A 23,703-nucleotide genomic window follows, 5' to 3' on the forward strand; every position below is an offset into this window, starting at 1 on the left:
CCCGATCAACGCCCCGGCGGTTGCCGTTCGCCCGTGCGGTTGCCGCCAGCGGCTTTGGCGCGGTACATCGATTCATCCGCGCGGGCAACCAGCGCATCGGCGGTGCGGGCATCGTCGGGGTAGCGGCTGTAGCCGATGCTTGCGGTGCAGAGCAGGGCATGGCCTTGCCAGTGGATGGGCGCGTCCAGACTGTGGCGCAGGTTGTCGATCAGGCGGTGGAGCCCGGCTTCGTCGGGGGCGTGGTCGATCAGCGCGATGAATTCGTCGCCGCCCAGCCGTGCGAGGGTGTCTTCGGTGCGCAGACGGGTGCGCAGTCGTTCGGCCACGGCTTGCAGCACGGCGTCGCCGGCGGCGTGGCCAAAGGTGTCGTTGATCGGTTTGAATTGATCGAGGTCGATGAACAGCACGGCGAGCGATTCGCCGACGCGCCCCGCGCGGGCGATCGCCTGTTCGAGCCGTTCGGCGAAGACGCGGCGGTTTGGCAGCCCGGTAAGGCTGTCATGCCGAGCCAAGAGATCCAGGGCATTGCGTTGGCTGTTGATCTGTTCGAGTTGTTCGTTGATCTGCTGGCGCATGGCGGCGAACGCGCGTGCCAGGGTGCCGAGTTCGTCCTGCCGGCTCAGCGGTAAGGCGCTGGATTCCCGTTGCAGGCCAAAATCTTCGATGGCGTCGATGATCTGACCTAGGGGGTGGCTGATGGCGCGGGCGGTCAGTAAAGCGACACCGAACGCCAGCAGGCTGAGCACGAGCACAATCTTGATAATCATCCAGCCCAGGGCGTCACTTTGCGCCAGAACGGTGTCCAGCGGTTGCGCGAGGCCGATGACCAGCGCTTTTTCGCCAGCATCTGCGGGTAAGGGTTGACGCACGAAAGCGGCGACGGTGGTTTGTGCGCCCTGGCCATGCAGGGTGACGAGTTCATGCTGTGGTTTGGAGCCGAACAACACGCTACTGCCGGGCACGCTGTGTTGGATGAGTTCGGTTTGCCCGCGGTCGAAGGCGAAGGCGCGCCGCCCGTCGGGGTGAATCAGAAAGTCGCCGTCGCTGTTGGTTAAGTACAACTCCAAGCCTGGCGGGAGATCCTGCGCCAGTTGGCGGAACAGGCCGTTGAGGTCGAGGCTGATGACGATGAGGCCGATGGCCTGTCCCTGCCCGTTATCGACGGGGGCGGCAATCTGGACGGTGGGCTGGTTGGCGGCGGCGTGGGCGCCCGCTTCATGATTGATCGAGGCCGGGGAGATATACACCCCGCCGGCGGGTAGTTTGAGCGTGTCGTACACATAGGCGGCGGTGTTCTTTTCTTGCAGATCCTGCGGCGGGACGATCAAGCTGCCGTGATCGAGCCGATCCACCCGTACCCGTTCGAGCCCGTGGTGGGCGGCGCCGATGAGACGAACCTGAAAGTACTCGGGGTAATTTTCGAGCATGGTGCTGAATAGTTGCGCGGCGCCAGCGGTCAGCGGGGTGGCGGCGAGGGTGGGGGCCTGCAGGATTTGCCGGGCATTCGGGTGATCGGCCAGCATCAGGGCATTGCGGCGCGAGGTGGCATAGGCGACTTCGACTTGTCGCGCCAGAACGCGGGTGGCGGTGAGTAGGCGGTTTTCGGCGGCCGCCGTCAGCATGGTGCGGCTTTGCAGATAGCCGTAGAGCCCGGTGAGTCCGGCGGCCAAGACCCCGACGAGGGCGATGATCAGGCCGAAGCGCGTGGCGAGTCGGGCGGTCATGGTGCATTGACCTGCGTCTGCAGTTTATCTGGCTGATCGCCGGATTCGATGCGTTGCCACAGCGCCGCGCGCCGCGCGGGGTTTTCAACGGGTTTGAGCCAGCGGATGCGGGCGGGTTGCCACTCGGCGGGTAGCGCGCGGGTGCTGGCTAATCCTTGGGTGTCTTGCAGCGCGTGGGCGGATTCGGCGCTCAGCATGGCGTTGATCCAGGCGTGTGCCAGGGTTGGATGCGTGCTGCGGCGGGCAATCGCCCAGGTGTCGAGCCAGGTCAGAGCACCCTCTTCCGGGAGGGTGAAGCCTGCTTTGACTCCGGCCTCGGCCATCAGGCGCATTTGCTGGCTGCCGTAATTGGCGAGCATCAGGGCGATGTGATGGCGCTGGAACAGGCGCACGGATTGTTCCGGCGTTTGGTAAAAGGTCAGCACATTGCGCCGCAGGGCGATGAGCCGATCAACGACGGGGCGCCAGTCCTGCTCGCCGAGCTGGAAAGGATCGGGGAGATCGAGGCTTTGGGCGGCCAGCGTGAAATTATGGGTACCGCCGTCATAGACCAGCACTTTGCCTTGATAGTGCGGATCCCACAGCGCCCGGATGCTGCGGGGCGGTGTTGGCCACTGAGCCGGGTCGTAGATCAACCCCATCGCCGCGTAGGTGTAGGGCACCGCAAACAGTTGGCCGTGATGGATGAGGCCGGGGATCGCCGCCGGGGTGCGGAAGGCCGCGTTCTGTTCGTCGAGCCGCGGGATTTTTTCGGGGTCGATGGGCTGCACCAGACCGGCGGCGATGTAGCGTTGCAGTTCGGCGGTGTTGACCGCGAAGACATCATACGGGCTCGCCGGATTGCGGATTTTTTCCCAGAGTGTGTCGTCGGAATCAATGGTGGTGAGCTCGACCTCCACCTGATGGTGGTGTTCGAACGCGGCCAACACGGCGGGGGAGACATAGCCCGGCCAGGCCAGCACGCGCAGCACGGTGGCCTTGGCGATGCCATGCGGGGTGAGCATCAGTAAGCACAGGCCGAGCAGAATCCAGCGTCGGCTCATGATTCATGAACCGGGGCAGGGGCTGCGCGCAGCGGGGTTGAGCGGGGGGAAGGGCATGATCCATGGTTCCTTGCGAGATCGCCTCAGTCTGTGTTCCTTGGGTTAGTTTGCGAGGAATTACGGCCAGCGCAAGCAAATTTTTCAGGAGCCGCCGGACGCCGTTGGCAAGGCGGCGGGCACCGGGCGAATCTGCAGGGCATCGTTCCCGCTGCCCTCCCGCACGACGAGCACCTGTCGGCCATCCGGGCTGAAGCTGAGCCCTTCCCATTGTTCGATGCTGGGCAGGGCATCGATGGCGGCGGGCTGCCGGAAAACCTCATTCCAGCTCTGCCCGGGCTGGCGGGTGAAATAGTAGATGGCGCTATAGCTCAGGAGGGCGATGATGCGGCCATTCGGGCTGATCGCGAGATCGGTGGGTTGATCCGCATAGGGCGCAATCCAGGGTGCGAGGAGTTGCTGCCACAGGCTCGGAGCCGGCAGCGGCGGCAGGGTCGCGAGGGGGGTTGCGGTGATCACCGGGCATTTCTTCAGCGGCGGGCTGAGCGTACCCGACGGCGTGAGGCTGAGCGCCGTTCGGGCATCGAGTGGCACGGCGAATAATCGGGCGGGCTTTTCGCGCTTGGTCAGGATGAGCGCCTGCCCGGTGGCGGCGTCGATCGCCAGCGCTTCGGCATCATGCCCGCCGCTGAATCCCCCCGGGCGCTGGGGCGCGGGTTGTTGATCGGGATAGCGGAAACGCAACACCGCACTGGGTGCCGTGGGCACCTGGTCGCCCAAGGTCGTCGGCTCCGGCACGAACCAAAGGCGGTAATCCGGCCAGGTATTCCGGTTATCACCGATGTCGCCGACGATGAGCGTCGAACGGCCATCGAGTCGAGCCTGGCTGATGCCCTCCCAGTCCCGCTGTTGTACGCCCGTGAGCGTCAGGCTACCGAGCAGCGCGCCGGTCGAGCGAATGGCGAAGAGGCGGGGCGGGCTGCGGCGGCTGGAGGCGGGCAGGTTGATGTTGTCGTTATGGGTCCAGTAACGATCGGCCGTGATGCCCGAGGCGATCAGGCCGCTGGCTTCATCGATGACCGGCGGCAGCGCCTCGGCCTGCACCCGCCCGGCAGATAAAACAAAAGCCGCCAGCAGCAGCCAGCGGCTTGTCGCGGGTCGTTGCCGCATCGAGTTACTCGGCGGATTTGCCTTTGGTATTGAGCCCCAGCAAGGTGTAGGCCGGGCAGAAATTCACCAATGCCGTCAGCAGCGGGACGATGCCGATATACCCCCACCAGCCAATCACATGAAAAACCGCCAGCAGAATCAAGGCCAGGCCGACGACGATCCGCAGAATTTTATCGATTGAGCCAACATTCGCTTTCATGGCGCTACTCCGTGTGAACAGGGGGGAAGAATTGAGGCAGAACACGAGTGTAGATCACTCGACGCGTTTATGGTCTTTCACCAGATGAATCGCACGGCCATGTTCGAAATACACGGTGAACTGGGGGTAATCCCAGCGCGTGATCGGCGGGTTATAGCGGGTGCCGACGGCGGGGACTGGCGCTTGTTTGTGCTTCGGGGCGCCAAATCTTTTCTCGACTTGCGACATGGAAAGGCCATGCACATAAAATTCGCTGCCGGGCTTGGCGCGGTTGATGTCCGGCATTTTCTCCAATGTGTCGGCAGAAGCCAGCGGCGCAGCGATCAACAGGCTGGCGAGGGCGAGTAGGGCGAGCGGGGGGCGGGTGCGGTGTTCCATAACCATTTTTCTCCAGAATCATCCCAAAATGAAAAACATCCGGAGGTTAGCATACCGCCGGAACCCGGCGGAGGGAATCATTCACTGTGCCCGTCGTCGAAGGCGCTATGCCGAAGGCTGCAGTCGGGCTGATACACTGCCGGGCGGTTGCCGCGCGATGGGTCGCGATCGGTAGTGGGGCGGGGGTTTGATTTTCATGAAAGGCCGTATGCATGCTGAACCGTTTTGAATGGCTGATTGGCCTGCGCTACACGCGTGCCAAGCGCCGCAACCGCTTCGTGTCGTTTATCTCGGCCACATCGATCATTGGCATCACCCTGGGGGTGACGGCGTTGATCGTGGTGATTTCGGTGATGAATGGTTTTCAGGATGAACTGCGGCACCGCATTCTGGGGATGACGGCGCATGCCACGATCACCGAAGGCAATCGGGCGTTGGGGAATTGGCAGGGCTTGGCGGCGGCGGTGAAGCAGGAACCGCATGTGCTGGCCAGCGCGCCCTATGTGCAGGCCGAGGCGATGCTTTCGGCACCGCCGCATGTTTCGGGTGCCATTATCCGTGGGATCGAGCCGAACCTTGAGGATGGCGTGACCGACATTGGCCGACACATGGTGGCGGGGGCACTCAATGATTTGCAGCCGGGTTCGTTTGGCATCGTGCTGGGTCAAGCGCTGGCCGAAAGCCTTGGCGTGACGGTGGGTGACAAACTGATGCTGATTACCGCGAATGTGGCAGTGACGCCGGTTGGCGGGTTGTTGCGCCAGCGGCAATTCACCGTGGTCGGGATTTTCAAGGTGGGGATGTATGAATACGATCGCGGCTCGGCATTCATCGATTTGAGTGATGCGCAGGCGCTGTTTCGGCTGGGCGATGGGGTGAGTGGCCTGCGGCTGAAGCTCGACGATATGTTCCGCGCGCCCTGGGTGGCGCGTGATCTGAATCTCAAACTGGGTAACCCGTATTGGGTGACGGACTGGACGCAGGCGAATGGCAACTTTTTCCGCGCCGTGCAGACCGAACGCACGGTGATGTTCATCATCCTCTCGCTGATCGTGGCGGTGGCGGCATTCAATATCGTGTCCACCCTGGTGATGATCGTGACCGACAAGCGCGCGGACATTGCGATCCTGCGCACGCTGGGCGCGAGCCCCGGCAGCATTCTGCGGATCTTTCTGATCACCGGCACGGTGATCGGCCTGATCGGGACGCTGATCGGCGTGGCGCTGGGCGTCTTGATCGCCAGCCATGTCGAAACCATCGTGCCGTGGATCGAACACCTGACCGGGACGCAGTTCATGCCCGCCGATGTGTATTACATCAGCGAGGTGCCCTCGCGGCTGGATTGGGCGGATGTCTGGCATGTCGGGCTGATGGCGTTCGGCCTGTCATTCCTCGCAACCATTTATCCCGCGTGGAGTGCTTCGCGCGTGCAACCGGCGGAGGCGCTGCGTTATGAGTGATCCTGTGATTGTCCTGCAGGCCAACGGTCTGCATCGCACCTATGCCGAGGGTCCGCTGAGCGTGCCGGTGCTCAAGGGTATTGATCTGACCGTGCGCGCCGGGGAGATGCTGGCGATTGTCGGCGCTTCCGGTTCGGGAAAATCCACCCTGCTGCAATTGATGGGCGGGCTGGATCGACCCGATCAGGGCGAGGTGCTGCTTGCCGGTGCCGCGTTTTCGCGCCTGGGGGAAACCGCGCGCGGGCATTGGCGTAATCGGCATCTCGGGTTCGTCTATCAAGCGCATCACCTGCTGCCGGAGTTTTCCGCAGAAGACAATGTGGCCATGCCGTTATTGATCCGGGGGGTTGCCCATCGGGCGGCGCGCCAGCAGGCGCAGCAGATTCTGGCGCAGGTGGGGCTGGCGGCGCGGGCAGCGCATCGTCCGGCGGAATTGTCCGGCGGGGAGCGGCAACGCGTTGCGATTGCCCGGGCGATCGTCACCCGGCCAGCGGTCGTGCTGGCGGATGAGCCGACGGGAAATCTCGACAGCCAGAGCAGCGAGGGCGTGTTCGAGGCCATGCAGGCGCTGAATCAGTCGCTGGGCACGGCGATCGTGCTGGTCACCCATGACCGGCAACTGGCCGCCCGAATGGGGCGCCTGCTCACCATGCGCGATGGTTTGTTGCACGCCTGATTAACCGAGGGCGACACAGGGCGCAGCGCTGGCACGCGGTTTGCTTTGTCGATGGGTCAGGGAATCTTTCTCTAACACCCATGGATTTTCAGGAGCCGCCCCATGAACACCGTTCGCCACCGCCTTGCCCGCGGGTTTACGCTGATCGAGTTGATGATCACCATTGCCATCATCGGCATTTTGGCCGCTATCGCGATGTTCGCGTACCAGGATTACATCATTCGCAGCCAGGTGGCTGAGGGATTAAGTCTCGTGTCCGGACCACAACTGGCGCTGGCGGAGTGGCAGAGTAGCCACCCGAGCTTTCCCAACAGCGGCAATCCCGGCAATAACACTTCACTCGGACTGGCGAGCCCTAGTTCGATTGCGGGTAACTATGTGTCATCGGTGTCGGTAGAAAATGGCGGGGTCATCGATCTCGTCTATGGTAACAAAGCGAATACCGCCATCGCCGGTGCGGCTAACAAGTGCGTGCTGAGCCCGATTACCAGCTCGCCCGGTGCGATTCGCTGGCAGGCGGCCTGTGGCTTCCCGGATCGCTATCTGCCGCAGGCATGGCGGCCGTAAGGCAGGCATCGACACGGCCTTGAAGCCGCCTTCGGGCGGCTTTTTTTTGCGTCAGCCTTTGCCCACGGTTGTCAAAAAATGACGAAAAGGAACCAACCGTTGGGGACAATTTTGACAAAATAAATCGATCGGGAATGAGCTGGGCAGCAACACAGGGGCGTTATGGCAATCCATCACGGAAAAAAAGGCGGGTTGTGGCGCTGGTTCTGGCGAATCTTCGTCGTCTTGCTGCTGGCGTTTTTGCTGGTTCAGGGCTGGTTTTTCTGGCAGGTCTGGCAATTGCGCACAGAGCACCCGACGACCACCGCCTTCATGCGGGAACGGTTGGCGCTGGTGCGTGCCGTGAATCCGCGCGCCGCGCTGCGGCAACAGTGGGTGGCGTATGACGCCATCGCGCCGGTGTTGAAGCGGGCGGTGGTGGCGTCGGAGGATGACCGCTTCATGCAGCATCACGGCTTCGACTGGACTGGCATCCAGGAGGCACTACAGAAAAACTGGGCGGAAGGCGAGTATGCCGCCGGGGGTTCGACCATCAGCCAGCAGTTGGCGCGCAACCTCTTTTTAACGCCGGATAAAACCTTGTGGCGCAAGGGCGAGGAGGCGATCATCACCGTCATGCTCGAAGCCACGCTGAGCAAACGCCGCATTCTGGAGTTGTATCTGAATGTCGTGGAATGGGGCGATTTGCTCTATGGCATCGGGGCGGCCAGTGCGTATTACTTCCACAAACCCGCCTCGGCGCTCTCGTCGAGCGAAGCCGCGCTGTTGGCGGCGATGTTGCCGAATCCCCGGTTTTATCAGGATAACCTCGGTGCCCGAGGGCTCAACCGCCGTGCATCGAGCATTGCCGCGCGGATGAATCGCTCCGAGATTCCCTGAGCTGGCTGTGCGGCTATCCGCTCGTATGGTCTGGCTCATGATGAGCCTGCGGGGAAATTTGTCGAACCCGGGTGGCGGGCTGGCGACGCGGTTTGGCTTATGATGCGGCCTGACGAACAGAAAAGGCGGACGGGATGGCTCAAATCATTGCGTTGTATTCGATCAAGGGCGGCGTAGGCAAGACGGCCTCGGTCGTCAATCTGGCGGCCTTGTCGGCGCTGCAAGGGCGAAAAACCTTGCTGTGGGATTTAGACCCCCAGGGCGCAGCCTCCTGGTATTTGCAGGCGGAGCCGGAAGGGGCGCCGCCGCTGGCTCAACTGCTCAAGGCGAAATCGGTGATGACCGGCCTGCGGTCGAGCCTGCATCGCCATCTCACCGTGTTGCCGGCGGATCAGCGTTACCACGACATCGAGCATGTGTTGGCCGAGAAAAAAGATGCGGGTTTTCGCATCGCCAAAGTGCTGGATGGCTTGACCGAGCATTTCGACGAAATCTGGATCGACACCCCGCCGGGCATCACCCTGCTGGGGGACAATGTACTGCGCGCGGCTGATCTCGTCCTGGTGCCGCTGGTGCCGACGCACCTCTCGGAACGCACTTGGTTTCAACTCAAGGCGCATCTCGCGGAAGAAAAGATCAAGCCCGGCAAGCTCGCGGCGTTTCTGACCATGGTCGATCGGCGGCGGGCGCTGCATCGGGATTTTTTTGCGGATAAAACGCTCGAAATCCCCGAATTGTTGCCGGTGGAAATTCCTTATGCCGCGCTGATCGAGCAAATGGGCGACGAGCAGATGCCCACGGTATTAAAACATGCGCGCCAGCCGGCGGCACAAGCGTATTTTCAACTCTGGCAGCGTGTGGATGCGCTGCTGCAATCCTGAGGAGTGATCGGCGGATGAAACGAAAACAACCCGTGATGACTTGGGTCTTTGCTGCCTTGCTCGGAATCGGACTCGGAGGCTGTGCCGCCGATCCGGGGGCGACGGCGGCAGATGGCCACACCAGCCAGATCGCACTCGACTGGGCTGGCGGTTATACCGGAGAAATGCCGGCCTCGGGGGCGCAGCCAGCACGCGCGGTGTCCCTGTGGCTATCGCCGCGCAACGCTTACCGGCTGGACTTGGGCGATTGGGGCAGCCGGGGTATGCAGTCGTTCACCGGCAAACTAACCTGGCAGGAGGGCAACCGCGTGAACCTCGTCGGCGCGCCGCCGGGTCTCGATCATTGGCAGGTGCGTGAAGGTGGCCTGAAAGCCGAAGGCGCCCCGGCGCTCAGCCTGACGCAGGCACCCGCCTTGGTCGCGGTGCTCGCCTTGCCGAGCAACTGGGTGCTCGAATCCCTGCCGGGCACGGTGTTACCGGCCGGGGGCAAGCCGCCGGAACTGAGTTTCGCCATGACGGGGCGGGTGGCCGGTTTTGATGGCTGCAATCGGCTGATGGGCGGGTTCACACAAACCGGCGCGGATGGCCTGAGCTTCCAGCGCCTTGCCGGTACGATGATGGCCTGCGTGCAACCGGATGTGCCGGATCGCGCATTCCGCGCCATGCTGGAACGGGTCGCCCACGCCAAGATTCAGGGCGAGCAGTTGAATTTGCTCGATGCCAAAGGCCAGATGATCGCTCAACTGCGGGCGGTTAGCTCCCAGGCATTGCCATCGCCATCCCTGAAAAACAACGCATCCCGACCCGACTGAGAGCGGGTGAACGACACGCCCAGCGCCTCGAGGGCGGCGGCCATCGGCGCGGTGCTCGCTACGCGCAGGGCGATATGCCGGTCCCGCCCGCCGTGCGTCGGACGATTACGAATCGGATCGGGGTTCGGTAATTCCAACAGATGCAGCACGACCGGCCCCAGCGCCAGCCAGGCGCCGGGAAACCCGAGGTCTGGCCGAGGCAGCGGCGTGGCGCCAAAAACCGCCGTATAAAACGCCGCCGCAGCGGCGGTGTCGGCGACCATCAGGCTGACATGGTCGATGCCGAGGATCGTGGGGCTTGTCATATACTCACCGCTCTTTGTCCTGGTGAAACCCGGTTACGCATGAACCCCGATCTTACCCGCCTGCACCCTTATCCGTTCGAAAAACTTGCCGCACTCAAGGCCGGACTCGTGCCCCCGGCCGATCGCACGCCGATCACGCTGTCGATTGGCGAACCGCAGCACGCGCCGCCCGCTGTGGCCGTCGCCGCTCTCAGCGCTGCCTTGCCGGGACTGGCGAAATATCCGCTGACCAAGGGCGAGCCGGGGCTTCGTGCCGCGATTGCACAGTGGTTGACGCGCCGGTTTGCCTTGTCGCCCGGTCAAATCGACCCGGAGCGGCACATTCTGCCGGTGGCGGGCACGCGCGAGGCGCTGTTTTCCTTCGCGCAGGCCGTGGTGGCGCGCGCCGAGGCGGGGGCAGAAAAGCCCTTGGTGCTCATGCCCAACCCGTTCTACCAGATTTACGAAGGCGCGGCCTTGCTGGCGGGCGCTGAGCCTTACTATTACCCCACCACCGCCGAGCAGGGCTTTTTGCCGGATTTTGCCGCCATTCCCGAAGCAGTTTGGGCGCGGGCGCAGCTCATCTATGTGTGCTCGCCGGGCAACCCGAGCGGCGCGGTGATCGACCGCGACCGGGCACGCATCCTGTTCGACAAAGCGCGCCAGCATGGGGTGGTGATCGCGGCGGATGAGTGCTACTCAGAAATCTACTTTGATGAAGCCAACCCGCCGGTCGGCTTTCTGCAATGGGCGACGGAACTGGGCTTTGGCGATTTTGCCGGGCTGGTGGTGTTTCACTCGCTCTCCAAACGCTCGAATCTGCCGGGCTTGCGTTCCGGTTTTGTCGCGGGCGATGCCGCCGTGCTGGCCGCCTACCTCAAATACCGCACCTACCACGGCTGCGCCTTGTCGTTGCCGGTGCAAGCCGCGAGCATCGCCGCCTGGCACGATGAAACGCATGTGCAGGCCAACCGCGCGCGCTACCGCGAAAAATTCGATGCCGTGCTCGATATTCTGGCACCGGTTCTGCCCGTTGCCCGACCCGATGCCGGGTTTTACCTGTGGACGCGGGTCGGCGAGGACGAGCGCGCTTTCGTGCAGCACTTGTTCGCCCAGCAGAATGTCACCATCTTGCCGGGCAGCTTCTTGTCCCGCGAAGTCGATAGGCTCAACCCTGGGCAAGGCTTCGTGCGCATGGCGCTGGTGGCGGAGCTTGAGGATTGTGTCGAGGCCGCGCGGCGGATTCGTGCGGTGTTGCAGGCATGAACGCTGGATGATTGCGGCTGTCATTTTTTGCAAATAAGATTTGTTATCATTTGCAAAAATATCATCGGGGAAGGATTTGGCATGCAACATCAGGCAAAGCCGGCGGGCGGTTCCGTGCGCCGCTGGGTGATGCTGCTCGCGCTGGCGGGTTTGCCGGGCGTGGGCGCGGCGGATACGGTGTCGAACGGCTTTGCCGATCAGGCACCCACGGCGGCCAGCCGCGCCCTGCCGCCCAGCGACGAGTCGATGCCGGGGATCCACTGGTTTGGGCATTGGGATACGGATGCCCTGCGGAATCTTTCCGGCGGCCGTGCGCGCGGCGGCGCGATCGACAGCGTGGCCGTGGGCGGGGTAGGGTTGGATGGCGCGCAACTCGGCCTGCCAGACAGCTATTTCAGCGCCTCGCTGATGGCTGTGCGCACCGGGCAAGGAACCGCCCGTCTGCTCGGTACGCTGACCGATCCGAGCAATATCGAGGGCAATCAATCCCGTCTGGTGCTCGATACCGCCATCTGGCAGCAGCGGTGGCTGCATCGCCCAGGGTTTGGGCTGCTGACCCGCGTCGGGGTGTTCGATCTCAGCGGCGAATTCGATACGACCGATAACGCGGCGCAGCTCTTGAACAGCTCGTTTGGCATGGACCCCTCCATGACAGGGAATTTCACGCCATCCACCTTTCCTTTGAACGGCAGCGGCGCTGTGGCGGTGCTGGGTTCGGCGGAAGATCCCGATCATGCGCCCTTTGCTTTGAAGCTCGGCATCAGCCAGGGCGAAGTCGATCAACAAACCCATCCCTTTGCGCAAGGCGTGCTGAACCTGCTCGAAGCGCAATGGCGGCCGAATGAACGCAGCGCCATCAAATGGGGCGTCTGGCGGCGGCGGTTCTCTGACACACCGGCGTTGTCCGGCAGTTATCTCAGCGCGGAAACCGAGCTCTATCACGCCGGGGTGCAATCGGTGGAAGGCTTTGTTCGTGGCAGCGTCGCCCGGGGAACGCCGCAAGGGGTGGACGGAACCCGCCGTTATCTCGGTGCGGGCATGAACTGGCAGGCGCCGTTCATCCAGCGACCGCATGACACCCTCGTGCTGGGCGCGGGGCGATTGCAACAAACGGCCGGCAACGGGCAGGAGCATTTTGTTGAACTGGGCTACATCGTCCAGATTACCGACAACATCTACCTCCAGCCCGATCTGCAATACCTGCGGCCTGCCGATGCCAGCCTGCCGGGAACCTGGGTCGGGATTTTGCGCTTACACATCGAATGAACTTGCTACAATCGCCGCCTGAATTTTGCCGCACGAGCCCACACCATGACCGATCTCAACAGCCTTAAAACCACCATTGAATCCGCGTTTGAAGCCCGCGCCAGCCTCACCCCGGCCAATGCCCCGCAGGATGTCCGCGACGCGGTGAACACCGCCCTCAGCCTGCTCGACAACGGCAGCCTGCGCGTGGCCGAACGCCGGGGCGTGGGCGACTGGGTGGTGAACGAGTGGCTGAAAAAGGCCGTGCTGCTGTCGTTCCGCCTCAATCCGAACGAAGTCGTGCAGAGCGGGGAACTGCGCTACTTCGATAAAGTGCCGACCAAATTTGCGGATTGGGATCAAGCCCGCTTCGAAGACGCTGGCATCCGCGTGGTGCCCAACGCTGTGGCGCGGCGCGGCAGCTTCATCGCCAAGGGTGCGGTGCTGATGCCCTCCTATGTCAACATCGGCGCCTATGTCGATGAAGGCACCATGGTCGATACCTGGGCCACCGTCGGCTCCTGCGCCCAGATTGGCAAAAATGTGCATCTTTCTGGCGGTGTCGGCATCGGCGGCGTGCTCGAACCGCTGCAAGCCGCGCCCACCATCATCGAAGACAACTGCTTCATCGGCGCGCGTTCCGAAGTCGTCGAAGGCGTCATCGTCGAAGAAGGCTCCGTCATTTCCATGGGCGTGTACATCGGCCAATCCACCCGCATCTACGACCGCGAAACCGGCGAAATCCACTATGGCCGCGTCCCGGCGGGCTCCGTCGTCGTCTCTGGCAACCTGCCGTCCAAATGCGGCAAATACAGCCTGTACTGCGCGGTCATCGTGAAAAAAGTCGATGCGAAAACCCTGAGTAAAGTGGGCATCAACCAACTCCTGCGGGATATTTGAGCGGGCAAGCGGGGCAACTCACCCGCTGCCCCGTGCCCTGACAGCCTCACCCCATCCCGGTGAGCCGCTTTCGGGGTAATCTATGGCAACCCGCTTCGGCAGACAGGAAGTCCCCATGCCAGACCAAACGCCCCCCACGCCCCCCGGCGCCCTGCTCATCACCCGCAACCTGCCACCACTGGTCGGGGGGATGGAACGCCTGGTGTGGCACCTGGTGGACGCCCTCGCGCAAGATTACCGCGTCCATGTCATCGGCCCTGCGGGCTGCGCGGCGCACTTGCCCACCGGGGTGACGGCGAACGAAATCCCCATCACTCCGCTCTGGCGGTTCCTGCTGCGCACGAAGTGGCAGGCGTTGCTTCAAGCGTGGCGCTTGCGCCCTAAGGTCATCCTGGCGGGCAGCGGCCTCACCGCCCCTTTTGCCTGGCTCGCGGCGCGGCTTGTCGGTGCGCGCTGCGTCGTCTATCTGCACGGGCTGGATATTGAAGCCCAGCACCTGGCTTACCGCATCCTCTGGCGCCCCTTTTTCAAACGGTTCGATCGGGTATTCGTCAACAGCCGGTTCACCCGCGAACTGGCGCTGAATGCCGGTGTGCCCGAAGCACGGCTACAGATTCTGCACCCCGGCGTGACGCTGCCAGACTCTAGCCAGGCCGAACCGGCCCGAGCCGACTTCCGCCGCCGCCATCAACTGGGCGCGCAGCCCGTGCTGCTGTATGTCGGCCGGATCACCGCGCGCAAGGGGCTGCTGCCGTTTATCCGGGACATCTTCCCCCTTATTCTGCAAACCCGCCCCGACACCCGGCTGGTCGTGATTGGCGACGAACCCAAATGGGCGCTGAAGCAGGACAACAGCCTCGGCGCACAAATCCAGCACATCCTGAAGGCACGCGGGTTGACGGCGCAGGTTGATTTTTTGGGCGAACGCGCCCAAGACGACCCGGAACTAAGCGCTGCCTACTTCGCGGCGGATGCACTGATCTTCCCCGTGCAAAACACGCCCGGCGATAACGAAGGCTTTGGCATGGTCGCCATTGAAGCCGCCGCACACGGCCTGCCGACCGTCGCCTTCAATGCAGGGGGCGTGGGGGATGCTGTGGCTGATGGTGTATCCGGCCGGCTCGTTGCGGCGGGCGACCAAGCCGCCTTTGCCCGTGCGGCGCTCGACCTGCTGGCTCAAGCACCGGACTCGGCCAGCGTGCGTCGGTTCGCCCAACAATTTGCCTGGCCCGAATTTTCGGCCGCATTAACACGCGGACTCAACGAGGCGAGCGCATGACAGACCCTTCTGCGCTCGCCTGTATTACCGTGACCTACCACCCGGATTTTGTCATTCTGGCCAAGCAACTGCGCGCATTGCCCGAGCGCGCGCCCAAAATCGTGATTGATAACGACAGTACAGAACAAAGCCGCCGCGCGCTGGCGCAGCTCCAAACCGAAATCCCGAACCTGTACATTCAGCACAACGAACAAAATCTTGGGCTCGCAGCCGCACTCAATCAGGGCGCACGGTTTGCCCAGTCGCTCATTCCTTCCGAAGGGTTTATCCTGCTGCTCGATCAAGACAGTGAACCCCAACCCGGCAGTATCGACAGCCTGTTGCAAGGCTTTCATGCCTTGAGCTGTGCGGGCGAGCGCGTGGGTGCTGTCGGCCCAACACTGCAAGATGCCGATACCGGCCTAAGCCACGGGTTTCATCAACAAACCCGCTGGCGCTGGCGGCGCGTTCACCCCGCCGCCACCGACACGCAGCCGGTGCCCTGCACCAACTTGAATGGCAGCGGCACGCTCATGCCCCTGAACATCTTTCTGGAACAGGGCGGGCTGGACGAAGCACTCTTCATCGACCATGTGGATACCGAGTGGTCCTTCCGCTTGCTCGCGGCGGGTTACACGCTTTGGGGGATTCCACAAGCCATATTTATTCACAGAATGGGGCAAGCGAGCATACGATATTGGCTGTTCGGCTGGCGCCTCTGGCCTTCCCGATCCCCCGCGCGGCATTATTACCTGTTTCGCAATGCCATCTGGCTTATGCGGCGCGATTATGTCTCTCGGGTTTGGAAGTTTTGGGTGGTAATAAAATTGCTTGTAACAATGCTCAGAGAGTTATTTCTAAACCCCAATCGAAAGCAGCAAGCACGAATGATGATTTATGGGGTTATTTCTGGGAAATATAATAAAAAAATAACAGGCGGAGGTGGTGATAAAGTATGAGCCAGTTGTCCACGCAAGATGTGAAAGTGAGTGTTATTATCCCAACATTTAATAGAAGTGCGGTGATAGCCGAAAGCATAAATTCTGTGCTGGAGCAAAGCTTCAAGGAGTTGGAGTTAATTATTGTTGATGATGGTTCGTCCGATAACACCGAAGATATAATCAATAAAATAAACGACAAGAGGGTTGTCTACATTAGGAATGAGCAGAATAAGGGGGCTGCCGAATCAAGAAATATTGGAATATGGAAGGCGAGTGCTGAAATAATTGCATTCCAGGATAGCGATGATATCTGGTTGAGAGATAAGCTGAAAAAAAGCATGCTTGCCTTGGGGGATAATCCAGATGCTATCGGGGTATTTAGTAGTTTCATTCAATTAGACCCGAAGGGGAAAAATTTCACCCGAAAGGGGTTCGACTCAAAGGGGAAAAATCAGCACGATGAAATCCTTTATAAAAATTTCATAGGCACTCCTTGTGCGGTTGTAAGAAAAAAATATCTTTTAGAGGTGGGTGGGTTCGACGAAAATCTGCCTGCTTTAGAAGATTGGGACTTGTTTATAAGATTGACTAAACTGGGTCGTATGGCATATATCCCCGAATCAATGGTTGTGACAAGAAAATCACGCGGGAGCCTCTCGGCAGATAAATCGGCAGATAGAGATGCTCTTGAGATGATTTATAATAAAAACCTCGCGGAGATAAAAAGCAAAAACATGCTTGATGCTAAATGGCACAGTAGGCTTGGGCAGTTGCACATTTTGACGGGGCGACAGGAAACAGGGAGGGCTCACCTTTTTTCATCATTGAAGCTGAATCCGAAAAACATAAGATACTTTGTTGAATGCTTTTCATCCGTAACCTATCGGGGTTTTCTGTATAAAATTCTTGCCAATGTTTATTCTAGGGTTTCTCTACTGATGGGCTCTAGGAAATATAAAAATCAGGGATGAATAATGAAATATGTCTCGAGAAAAAGCAGCGGCGTGGAAAAGATAATTAAAACGCTTGCGGTAAAATTGAATGTTTTTTATGCCAGGCGATATGTAAAAGATTATCCGCAAATGGCTGTGTATGCATTCGATGAAATAGGGATAAATATCAATAACAATGGGAGGTATGAACGGCAAATTCTCGAGGCTGCTATGGATTTCTTGGTGAATTCGATCGGAATTAGAACGGGTGTTTGTTTCGATGTGGGGGCAAATATAGGTAATCACGCTCTTTATTTTGATGATTTTTTAGCGAAATTTACTGCTTTGAACCAAACCCCAAGGTTTTTGATTTGCTGGCGATAAATATTCGGCTTGCAAAAAATAAAGTAATGATTTTCAATCATGGGTTGGGTGACAAAGATGAGCAGCTCCTTTTTTCGGAAAATAATATAAATATCGGAGCTTCTGGGTTCTGCGTTGGTGATTTCCGGAAAAATATGAGTGGGGGTTTGGTTCTTCCACTAAAGAAAATTGATGGGCTTGATTTATGCGGTTCGGGTGTTGACTTGCTAAAGATTGATGTTGAGGGATTTGAGGAGAGAGTTATTCTGGGTGCTTCTGAAACTATTAAAAAACACCGCCCTGTGATTATTTTTGAGCAAAACAAATCTGAGTTCTTCAATGGCACAAGTCGTACCATTGATCTGATAAAATCATTTGGTTATGATTTTTACAGCCTGAGGACAAACTGGTATTTTGGTGAGCATCTGCTGTTGAAGGCTTTGTCATTAATTGTTAGATCCGTTGTTGGGGATAGAGTTATTATAGAGGCTGAAGAAAAATTCAAACATAAAAATCATCTGATGATTATTGCTGTTCCTTGGGGCTTGGGTTAGTTATTGTTTTGTGGGTTGCGTTTTGTGGATTTTTTTGTTTTGTCGTAAATTGCGCATTACAAGGAGCCAGCCGGAAATTGCCATTACTGTTTCTGAGCCGAGCAGAGCCATAATCATGCCGGTTATAAAATATTTTGGTGCCAAGATGTATGCCAGCGCAGACAAAGTAATGATGCCGAGTAATTCAATTCCGCTTCTTGATAGAGGTTTATTTTGGGTCATAAGTATTGTGCCCGCAGCCATTCTCAGTGCCAGTATCGGAATCAAAAATGTTGCATACCTTATTATCTGACTGGACGATGAAAAATCCTTTCCAAAGAAAACAGCTATTGTCGGAGCCAGTATAAATGCTACACCTGATAATAATATCCCAGCTAGAAAAGTAGTGTTAAATATTTTTTTTATTAAGCCGATTTTATTGTCATTCTCTTCGGCGGCTATCTTAAATAATCGCGGCATTGCTGTCATCAGCATGGCCATTATTGGTAGAACTGCAGCACTTACAATTCGTATGCTGGCTGAATACAACCCCGCAGAATTTAACGGCATGAGTTTTACTGCGAGAGCTTTATCTATCTCCCCGGGGCCGAGAGCTGTCAATGTATTAACTGCAAAGCTCGTCGCTTGTTTTATCTCATCCTTAGTGGGTAATCGCCAGGCTAGAATTTTTGGCCATGGCTCGGGTAGGTGCCAAACTGAAAAAAATACAGCCAATCCTGTTGCAAGTAGATAGCCCGCGGCAAAGAAGTGCAGAGGATTTTGCGGATGGGTAGCCCACAAACTAGTAGCCACCAACAGCCTCAATCCCAAGGGCAGGGTCATCAGTAATTGTGACCGTGCGATGTGACCATGCGCTTGATGCTCAACGCTTGCCAGTGTGATTAGGGGTTGCAATAGCAGCTCGGCTGCGCCAATCGCGAGAATGATTTCTAAGCCAATTCCCGTTTGGTTTAGTAACCATGATCCCAGCGGTACATAAATCAAGAATAATAGTCCGCTCGCAAGTAGGGTCGTGGGCAACGCATAAGGTAGAACCGCATGGCGACGAAGGTGTTCTTTTGACACTTCACCCAGTAGTACAAGGTGCGTGCCGAGTGTTGAGAGCGAGCCCAGTAATACGGCCAGTGCAACAATGCCCGAAAACGCGCCGAAGTGTGCCGCACCCAGCATGCGAGCCACGATCAATAGCGTTCCGGCCTGCACGAGCAACCGCAGCACCAGCACACCAGTCGTGCGGACCGTTGCTTTGGCAATCTGGCCGGAAAACAAGTGGGTTAGGCGAGTTTTGAGCAATGAACACTTCCTGTGAGAACGGTCTGTTAGCGATGTTTTATGCGTCGGTTATAAGGTTCCCTTCAGTTCCCGGCGCGCAGGCATGTGGGGGATGGGCGACTGCTTTACATCGCCACGCCATCCCGCGCGAGGAAGACGCCTTCATACACCGCCGCCACGGCGATTTCGGCATTGACGCAGGCGAGGGGAAAGGTGCCGTCGGTGTATTCATCGGGCAGCCAGTCCTGCGTGCGGCGATAGACTTCGATCCGGGGTTCATCCTGCGCTACGAGGAGGTATTCCTGCAAGCTCGGCAGGGTGATGTAGGAGAGCAGCTTTTCCCGGCGGTCGAAGCGTTCGGTGTGGGGGCTGAGCACTTCGACGATCAGGCGGGGGCGGGTGGTGAAGTAGTCTTCGCGGTCGTCCGGGTCGCAGGTGAGCACGAGGTCGGGGTAGTAGAACAGGGTTTTGCCGTGGATTTCCAGCCGCACTTTCATGTCGTTGGCGAAGAGTTGGCAGGGGGTGTGATTCAGGAGCGGTCGCAATTTGACGGCCAGATTCATGCAGATCAGTCCATGCCGCCGGCTCGCGCCGGTCATGGCGTGGACGATGCCATCGATGTATTCATGGCGCATCTGGCCGTCTTGTTCGCCGGCGAGGTAATCTTCAACGGAAACAAAGGGTTGGGCTGCGGCTTGCGGGATCATGGCTCGGTGCTCCGGTTAGGCGGTGGCGGTGTGCAGCATAACGCAATTCCTTGTTGGGGCGCGGGCGGCGGTTTTCCGGTTGCGCAGCGCGAGTTGCCCTACAAGCGGATATCCGCCTCGTGTGCGGCGAATAGCTGTTTGACATCGTAGAGCACATGCGCGGGCTTGCCCAGGGCGTGAATCTGGGCGGCGCCCATCGCTTTGAATTCTCGATGCGCCACGGCCAGTACGATGCCGTCATACTGGCCGGGCGGTGGGCTGTCGATCAGGTCGAGGCCGTATTCGTGTTGGGCGCAGGCGGCATCGGCCCAAGGGTCGTGCACATCCACGCAGAGGCCGTAGTCTTTGAGTTCGTGAATCACATCGATCACGCGGGTATTGCGCAGATCCGGGCAGTTTTCCTTGAAGGTGAGCCCCAGAACGAGTACGCGCGCGCCCTGGACGACGATGCCTTTTTTCAGCATGGCCTTGACCATTTGCCCGGCGACATAGGCGCCCATGCCGTCGTTGATGCGCCGTCCGGCGAGGATCATTTCCGGGTGGTGGCCGAGTTGTTGCGCCTTGTGGGTGAGGTAATAGGGATCGACCCCGATGCAGTGGCCGCCGACGAGCCCCGGTCGAAAGGGCAGAAAGTTCCATTTGCTGCCCGCTGCGTCCAGCACCGCCTGGGTGTCCAGCCCCATGCGGTTGAACAGCATGGCCAGTTCGTTGATCAGGGCGATGTTGACATCCCGCTGGGTGTTTTCGATGACCTTGGCGGCTTCGGCGACGCGGATGCTGGGCGCGGGATGGGTGCCCGCCGTGATGATCTGCCGATACAGGGCATCGACTTGGGCGGCCACCTCGGGGGTGGAGCCGGAGGTGACTTTTTTGATGCTCGGCAGGCGGTGGGCTTTGTCGCCGGGGTTGATGCGTTCCGGGCTGTAGCCGCAGAAAAAGTCGGTATTGAAGCGCAGGCCGGAGTGCCGCTCCAGCACCGGCACGCAGTCTTCTTCGGTGGCACCGGGATACACGGTGGATTCGTAAATGACGATGTCGCCCGGCTTCAGCACCTTGCCGACGGTTTCACTCGCGCGAATCAGCGGGCTGAGATCGGGGCGTTTGTGTTCGTCAATCGGGGTCGGCACGGTGACGATGAAGAGGTTGGCGGCGCGCAGTGCCTCGGGGTCGTCCGTGTAGCGCAGGTGGCTGGCCTGACGAAGTTCCTCGGCCGCCACTTCCCGCGTGCGATCAACGCCTTGCTGAAGCTGGGCAATCCGCCCCGAGTCGATATCGAAACCGAGCACGGGGCGAATCTTGCCGAATTCAACGGCCAGCGGCAGGCCGACATAGCCTAATCCGATAATGGCCAGGGTGCCGGTGGGCGCTGGGGTGGGGTACTGCATCAGTGGTCATCCCTGGGGTTGGCGGGCGGCGTTCCCGGCCGCGAAGTTCGCTGCGTATCTTAGCAGGACGCCGCGCGCATCGGGCAGGCCGCGCAAGGGGCGGTTGGTTTGATCAGTCCGCCCCCGACCCCGCCGCTTCGAGCCTGCGCCCAAGGGGTTTTAGTCTTCGCCGGTGAGTTCTTTGAGTTTGCGGGTGACGGTGTTGCGCCCCCAGCCGATGAGGGCGGCGGCTTGTTGTTTGTGTCCGCCCGTGAATTGCAGGGCGGCTTTGAGCAGGGTGCGTTCGAATGCCGGCGCTGCCGTGGCGAGTAGATCCTGGTCGCCGGCGGCAAGGCGGGCTTCCGCCCAGCGTTTGAGGTCGCCCGTCCATTGCGCGAGCAGACTGTCATCGCTGGCAGCACCTTCGCTGCGGCCATGTTGGCTGAGGCTGTCGGGCAGGTCTTCGGTGCCGATTTCATGCCCCGGCGCCATGACGGTGAGCCAGCGGGCGGTATTTTCCAGTTCGCGCACATTCCCCGGCCAGTCGTGTTGACTGAGTTTGGCGAGCGCCTGCGGGTGGATGGTTTTGACCGGCACGCCGAGTTCTTTGGCGGCGCGGCCAAGAAAATAGCGCAGCAGTTGGGGGATGTCCTCCCGCCGTTCGCGCAGGGCGGGCAGTTTGAGGCGGATGACATTGAGGCGGTGGAACAGGTCTTCCCGGAATTGGCCGCTGCTGACGCGGTCTTCCAGCCGTTGATGGGTGGCGGCGATGATGCGCACATCGGTACGGATGAGTTGGGTTCCGCCGACGCGGTAAAACTGGCCATCGGCCAGCACGCGCAGCAGGCGGGTTTGCAGGTCGAGCGGCATGTCGCCGATTTCGTCGAGGAAGAGGGTGCCGCCGTGTGCTTGTTCGAAACGGCCAACCCGTTGGCCGGCCGCGCCGGTGAAGGCGCCCTTTTCATGGCCGAAGAGTTCGGATTCGAGCAGATCTTTGGGGATGGCGGCGGTGTTGAGCGCGACGAACGGGCCGTTGCGGCGCAGGCTGTGCTGATGCAGGGCGCGGGCGACCAGCTCTTTTCCCGTGCCGGATTCCCCATTGATGAGCACCGTGACATTCGAACGGGCCAGGCGGCCAATCGCACGGAAGATTTCCTGCATGGCCGGGGCATTCCCGATCAGATCGGTTTGCGCGCCGTCCTCCGGGCGGCTGGCGGTGCTGCCGTCGGCGGGTTGGCGGCTCGCCAGTGCGCGTTGCGCCAGACGAATAGCATCGTCGATGTCGAAGGGCTTGGGCAGGTAATCGAAGGCGCCACCCTCAAAGGCATTGACGGCACTATCGAGGTCGGAATGCGCGGTCATGATGATGATCGGCAGATCGGGCAGGCTCTGACCGAGGGCGTTGAGCAGGCTTAGGCCATCTTCACCGGGCATGCGGATGTCGGAAAACAGCACATCGGGCGTGCCGGTTTTCAGCCGGGTGCGCAGGGCATTGGCGTTTTCGAACGATTCCACGACGAATCCAGCCGATTTGAGTGCCCGCTCCAGCACCCAGCGGATGCTGTGATCGTCGTCCACAATCCAGACTTTGGCGGAGGTTTTCGTAGGGGTCATCTTGGGCTCTCCGTGGCGGCCGCCGCCGGTGTGCGAAACGGCAGAATCAAGGTAAAGGTGACCGCACCCGGCGCTTGACGAAATTCGATCATGCCTTGGTGCTGTTCGGCCAGGGTCTGTGCAATCGATAGCCCCAGTCCGCTCCCATGCGCACGGCCGCTGACCATCGGCAGGAACAGGGTTTCCATCAAGCCATCGGGTACGGGCGGGCCGTTGTTCTCCAGATCAACGGCCAGTAACAGGCGGTGCCGAGTCTGGTGGATGGTGAACTGGCGCAGAACGCGGGTGCGCAGGCGCAGGGTCGGTGCGGGGGTGGCGTGTTCGCTCATTGCTTGCAGTGCATTGCGCCCGAGGTTGAGCAGGATTTGCATGAGTTGATCGCGGTCGGCCCAGAGTTCGGGCAGGCTGGGATCAAAATCCAGTACCCAGCGCAGCGGGGCGGTCAGCGGGATTTTTTCTGCCTCGATCGAGAGCAGGCGGCGCACTTGTTCCAGCGGGTCGTGAATGTTGATGAGTGTGGGTTGTGGGCGCTGATTGGGGCCGAGCATCCGATCGATCAGGGTTTTCAGCCGATGGGTTTCCGCGAGGATGATTTCCGTGTACTCGCGCAGCGCGGCATCAGGGAGTTCGCGCGCGAGCAGCTGTGCAGCGCCCTGGACGCCGCCCAGCGGGTTTTTCAGTTCATGCGCCAGGCCGCGAACGAGCTGGCGGGTAGAGATTTGCATCGCGTGAGATTGCGCCTCGCGCGAGATCCGCACATGCCGCTCGATATCGGTGAATTCCAGCAGCAGGGAGGCTCCCTCGATGCCGGGTTCCGGTGTGATGGCGCAATCGGCGATGCGGGTTTGTCCGTGGGTGATGGTGATTTCCAGCTCCCGCAGGGTCATCACCTGCGCGCTCGCACGAGCCTCGGCAATGGTGGCCGAAAGTTCGGTGTTCAGGTTGAAAAAAGGGCGGAAGCCCTGTTTCGCGATGGCTTTGAAGCTGGTGTCCCAAAATTGCTCGGCGGCGGAATTCAGGTAGATCGGACGGTCGCGCGCATCCAGAACCACGATGGCCGTGTTGAGTGCGTCGGCCAGTCGGGGCGGGCGCATTGGCGGGCTGGCATCGGGGGTGGTCACGGAGGCTCCTGATTCAATCAAATGGGGGCGCGTTTCGTGGCAAGAGCCATGACGGTGCGCTTTGAGAAGCTAACGCAAAGATTGTGCCCATTTTAG

The 23,703-nt window shown here is 60.1% G+C and carries 25 protein-coding genes; 14 read left to right on the forward strand and 11 right to left on the reverse strand.

Annotation, left to right across the window (positions count from 1 at the left end; translation table 11 throughout):
• Positions 1-5: 5 nt before the first annotated feature.
• The 5 genes from VOI35_RS01030 to VOI35_RS01050 form a co-directional block, all read right to left on the reverse strand.
• Entirely contained in the window at positions 6-1,724 is a 1,719-nt protein-coding gene (locus VOI35_RS01030) for a diguanylate cyclase domain-containing protein (RefSeq protein WP_407276053.1), read from the reverse strand.
• Positions 1,721-2,767: a PotD/PotF family extracellular solute-binding protein gene (locus tag VOI35_RS01035; RefSeq protein ID WP_407276054.1), complete on the reverse strand. Its 1,047-nt coding sequence runs from the start codon at positions 2,765-2,767 to the stop codon at positions 1,721-1,723. Before VOI35_RS01035 ends, VOI35_RS01030 begins: the two co-directional genes overlap by 4 nt.
• Before the next feature lie 141 nt (positions 2,768-2,908).
• The gene (locus tag VOI35_RS01040; protein WP_407276055.1) at positions 2,909-3,934 is read right to left on the reverse strand and encodes a hypothetical protein; all 1,026 of its coding nucleotides are present in this window, start codon (positions 3,932-3,934) and stop codon (positions 2,909-2,911) included.
• A 4-nt stretch (positions 3,935-3,938) separates the two neighbouring features.
• A complete protein-coding gene (locus tag VOI35_RS01045; protein WP_407276056.1) occupies positions 3,939-4,133 on the reverse strand; it encodes a DUF2892 domain-containing protein in 195 nt (64 codons plus the stop codon).
• Positions 4,134-4,187: 54 nt separating this feature from the next.
• Entirely contained in the window at positions 4,188-4,511 is a 324-nt protein-coding gene (locus VOI35_RS01050; RefSeq protein WP_407276057.1) for a hypothetical protein, read from the reverse strand.
• A gap of 212 nt (positions 4,512-4,723) precedes the next feature.
• Here VOI35_RS01050 and VOI35_RS01055 point away from each other — a divergent pair, with 212 nt between their 5' ends.
• From VOI35_RS01055 to VOI35_RS01080, 6 genes are all read left to right on the forward strand, one after another.
• Positions 4,724-5,971 (forward strand): lipoprotein-releasing ABC transporter permease subunit, encoded by a 1,248-nt coding sequence (locus tag VOI35_RS01055; RefSeq protein WP_407276058.1) that lies wholly within the window; start codon positions 4,724-4,726, stop codon positions 5,969-5,971.
• Positions 5,964-6,647 carry an ABC transporter ATP-binding protein gene (locus tag VOI35_RS01060; RefSeq protein WP_407276059.1) on the forward strand — a complete coding sequence of 228 codons (684 nt, stop codon included), beginning with the start codon at positions 5,964-5,966 and terminating at the stop codon, positions 6,645-6,647. The genes VOI35_RS01055 and VOI35_RS01060 overlap by 8 nt, the downstream gene beginning before the upstream one ends.
• A 102-nt stretch (positions 6,648-6,749) precedes the next feature.
• Positions 6,750-7,214 carry a pilin gene (locus tag VOI35_RS01065; protein ID WP_407276060.1) on the forward strand — a complete coding sequence of 155 codons (465 nt, stop codon included), beginning with the start codon at positions 6,750-6,752 and terminating at the stop codon, positions 7,212-7,214.
• A 162-nt stretch (positions 7,215-7,376) separates the two neighbouring features.
• Positions 7,377-8,093, forward strand: a complete 717-nt coding sequence (gene mtgA / locus VOI35_RS01070; protein ID WP_407276061.1) for a monofunctional biosynthetic peptidoglycan transglycosylase — start codon at positions 7,377-7,379, stop codon at positions 8,091-8,093.
• 134 nt (positions 8,094-8,227) lie between these two features.
• Positions 8,228-8,974: a ParA family protein gene (locus tag VOI35_RS01075; protein ID WP_407276062.1), complete on the forward strand. Its 747-nt coding sequence runs from the start codon at positions 8,228-8,230 to the stop codon at positions 8,972-8,974.
• A 14-nt stretch (positions 8,975-8,988) separates the two neighbouring features.
• Entirely contained in the window at positions 8,989-9,786 is a 798-nt protein-coding gene (locus VOI35_RS01080) for an META domain-containing protein (protein ID WP_407276063.1), read from the forward strand.
• Here VOI35_RS01080 and VOI35_RS01085 read toward each other — a convergent pair.
• Complete coding sequence (locus VOI35_RS01085) at positions 9,714-10,091, reverse strand: VOC family protein (RefSeq protein WP_407276064.1); 378 nt, start codon at positions 10,089-10,091, stop codon at positions 9,714-9,716. The two genes, VOI35_RS01080 and VOI35_RS01085, sit on opposite strands and share 73 nt — an antisense overlap.
• A gap of 39 nt (positions 10,092-10,130) precedes the next feature.
• Here VOI35_RS01085 and dapC point away from each other — a divergent pair, with 39 nt between their 5' ends.
• From dapC to VOI35_RS01125, 8 genes are all read left to right on the forward strand, one after another.
• On the forward strand, positions 10,131-11,336 hold the full coding sequence (gene dapC, locus VOI35_RS01090; RefSeq protein ID WP_407276065.1) for a succinyldiaminopimelate transaminase: 1,206 nt from the start codon (positions 10,131-10,133) through the stop codon (positions 11,334-11,336).
• 81 nt (positions 11,337-11,417) lie between these two features.
• A complete protein-coding gene (locus VOI35_RS01095) occupies positions 11,418-12,602 on the forward strand; it encodes a carbohydrate porin (RefSeq protein ID WP_407276066.1) in 1,185 nt (394 codons plus the stop codon).
• Positions 12,603-12,647: 45 nt separating this feature from the next.
• Positions 12,648-13,481: a 2,3,4,5-tetrahydropyridine-2,6-dicarboxylate N-succinyltransferase gene (dapD, locus tag VOI35_RS01100; protein WP_407276067.1), complete on the forward strand. Its 834-nt coding sequence runs from the start codon at positions 12,648-12,650 to the stop codon at positions 13,479-13,481.
• 115 nt (positions 13,482-13,596) lie between these two features.
• Positions 13,597-14,760 carry a glycosyltransferase family 4 protein gene (locus tag VOI35_RS01105; RefSeq protein ID WP_407276068.1) on the forward strand — a complete coding sequence of 388 codons (1,164 nt, stop codon included), beginning with the start codon at positions 13,597-13,599 and terminating at the stop codon, positions 14,758-14,760.
• 101 nt (positions 14,761-14,861) lie between these two features.
• Entirely contained in the window at positions 14,862-15,698 is an 837-nt protein-coding gene (locus VOI35_RS01110; protein WP_407276069.1) for a glycosyltransferase, read from the forward strand.
• The gene (locus VOI35_RS01115) at positions 15,695-16,651 is read left to right on the forward strand and encodes a glycosyltransferase family 2 protein (RefSeq protein WP_407276070.1); all 957 of its coding nucleotides are present in this window, start codon (positions 15,695-15,697) and stop codon (positions 16,649-16,651) included. Before VOI35_RS01110 ends, VOI35_RS01115 begins: the two co-directional genes overlap by 4 nt.
• A gap of 3 nt (positions 16,652-16,654) precedes the next feature.
• Complete coding sequence (locus VOI35_RS01120; RefSeq protein ID WP_407276071.1) at positions 16,655-16,996, forward strand: hypothetical protein; 342 nt, start codon at positions 16,655-16,657, stop codon at positions 16,994-16,996.
• Positions 16,984-17,529 (forward strand): FkbM family methyltransferase, encoded by a 546-nt coding sequence (locus VOI35_RS01125; RefSeq protein ID WP_407276072.1) that lies wholly within the window; start codon positions 16,984-16,986, stop codon positions 17,527-17,529. The genes VOI35_RS01120 and VOI35_RS01125 overlap by 13 nt, the downstream gene beginning before the upstream one ends.
• Here VOI35_RS01125 and VOI35_RS01130 read toward each other — a convergent pair whose 3' ends face one another.
• The 5 genes from VOI35_RS01130 to glnL all read right to left on the reverse strand — a co-directional run bounded on the left by VOI35_RS01130 (position 17,530) and on the right by glnL (position 23,607).
• Complete coding sequence (locus VOI35_RS01130) at positions 17,530-18,822, reverse strand: lipopolysaccharide biosynthesis protein (protein ID WP_407276073.1); 1,293 nt, start codon at positions 18,820-18,822, stop codon at positions 17,530-17,532.
• A gap of 104 nt (positions 18,823-18,926) precedes the next feature.
• Positions 18,927-19,508 (reverse strand): Uma2 family endonuclease, encoded by a 582-nt coding sequence (locus VOI35_RS01135; protein ID WP_407276074.1) that lies wholly within the window; start codon positions 19,506-19,508, stop codon positions 18,927-18,929.
• A 98-nt stretch (positions 19,509-19,606) separates the two neighbouring features.
• Complete coding sequence (tviB, locus tag VOI35_RS01140) at positions 19,607-20,893, reverse strand: Vi polysaccharide biosynthesis UDP-N-acetylglucosamine C-6 dehydrogenase TviB (RefSeq protein WP_407276075.1); 1,287 nt, start codon at positions 20,891-20,893, stop codon at positions 19,607-19,609.
• Positions 20,894-21,052: 159 nt separating this feature from the next.
• Positions 21,053-22,486: a nitrogen regulation protein NR(I) gene (ntrC, locus tag VOI35_RS01145; RefSeq protein WP_407276076.1), complete on the reverse strand. Its 1,434-nt coding sequence runs from the start codon at positions 22,484-22,486 to the stop codon at positions 21,053-21,055.
• Positions 22,483-23,607, reverse strand: coding sequence for a nitrogen regulation protein NR(II) (gene glnL / locus VOI35_RS01150; RefSeq protein WP_407276077.1), 1,125 nt, complete (start codon positions 23,605-23,607; stop codon positions 22,483-22,485). The genes ntrC and glnL overlap by 4 nt, the downstream gene beginning before the upstream one ends.
• Between the last annotated feature and the right edge of the window lie 96 nt (positions 23,608-23,703).

It is taken from the genome of Halothiobacillus sp. DCM-1 (genome assembly GCF_045689735.1).
GTDB lineage: Bacteria > Pseudomonadota > Gammaproteobacteria > Halothiobacillales > Halothiobacillaceae > Halothiobacillus.

Excerpts from the sequence above, each read along its gene's own strand:
- VOI35_RS01030 (WP_407276053.1), bottom strand. The coding sequence starts at position 1,724 with ATGACCGCCCGACTCGCCACGCGCTTCGGCCTGATCATCGCCCTCGTC.
- VOI35_RS01035 (WP_407276054.1), bottom strand. The coding sequence starts at position 2,767 with ATGAGCCGACGCTGGATTCTGCTCGGCCTGTGCTTACTGATGCTCACC.
- VOI35_RS01040 (WP_407276055.1), bottom strand. The coding sequence starts at position 3,934 with ATGCGGCAACGACCCGCGACAAGCCGCTGGCTGCTGCTGGCGGCTTTT.
- VOI35_RS01045 (WP_407276056.1), bottom strand. The coding sequence starts at position 4,133 with ATGAAAGCGAATGTTGGCTCAATCGATAAAATTCTGCGGATCGTCGTC.
- VOI35_RS01050 (WP_407276057.1), bottom strand. The coding sequence starts at position 4,511 with ATGGAACACCGCACCCGCCCCCCGCTCGCCCTACTCGCCCTCGCCAGC.
- VOI35_RS01055 (WP_407276058.1), top strand. The coding sequence starts at position 4,724 with ATGCTGAACCGTTTTGAATGGCTGATTGGCCTGCGCTACACGCGTGCC.
- VOI35_RS01060 (WP_407276059.1), top strand. The coding sequence starts at position 5,964 with ATGAGTGATCCTGTGATTGTCCTGCAGGCCAACGGTCTGCATCGCACC.
- VOI35_RS01065 (WP_407276060.1), top strand. The coding sequence starts at position 6,750 with ATGAACACCGTTCGCCACCGCCTTGCCCGCGGGTTTACGCTGATCGAG.
- mtgA (WP_407276061.1), top strand. The coding sequence starts at position 7,377 with ATGGCAATCCATCACGGAAAAAAAGGCGGGTTGTGGCGCTGGTTCTGG.
- VOI35_RS01075 (WP_407276062.1), top strand. The coding sequence starts at position 8,228 with ATGGCTCAAATCATTGCGTTGTATTCGATCAAGGGCGGCGTAGGCAAG.
- VOI35_RS01080 (WP_407276063.1), top strand. The coding sequence starts at position 8,989 with ATGAAACGAAAACAACCCGTGATGACTTGGGTCTTTGCTGCCTTGCTC.
- VOI35_RS01085 (WP_407276064.1), bottom strand. The coding sequence starts at position 10,091 with ATGACAAGCCCCACGATCCTCGGCATCGACCATGTCAGCCTGATGGTC.
- dapC (WP_407276065.1), top strand. The coding sequence starts at position 10,131 with ATGAACCCCGATCTTACCCGCCTGCACCCTTATCCGTTCGAAAAACTT.
- VOI35_RS01095 (WP_407276066.1), top strand. The coding sequence starts at position 11,418 with ATGCAACATCAGGCAAAGCCGGCGGGCGGTTCCGTGCGCCGCTGGGTG.
- dapD (WP_407276067.1), top strand. The coding sequence starts at position 12,648 with ATGACCGATCTCAACAGCCTTAAAACCACCATTGAATCCGCGTTTGAA.
- VOI35_RS01105 (WP_407276068.1), top strand. The coding sequence starts at position 13,597 with ATGCCAGACCAAACGCCCCCCACGCCCCCCGGCGCCCTGCTCATCACC.
- VOI35_RS01115 (WP_407276070.1), top strand. The coding sequence starts at position 15,695 with ATGAGCCAGTTGTCCACGCAAGATGTGAAAGTGAGTGTTATTATCCCA.
- VOI35_RS01120 (WP_407276071.1), top strand. The coding sequence starts at position 16,655 with ATGAAATATGTCTCGAGAAAAAGCAGCGGCGTGGAAAAGATAATTAAA.
- VOI35_RS01135 (WP_407276074.1), bottom strand. The coding sequence starts at position 19,508 with ATGATCCCGCAAGCCGCAGCCCAACCCTTTGTTTCCGTTGAAGATTAC.
- tviB (WP_407276075.1), bottom strand. The coding sequence starts at position 20,893 with ATGCAGTACCCCACCCCAGCGCCCACCGGCACCCTGGCCATTATCGGA.
- ntrC (WP_407276076.1), bottom strand. The coding sequence starts at position 22,486 with ATGACCCCTACGAAAACCTCCGCCAAAGTCTGGATTGTGGACGACGAT.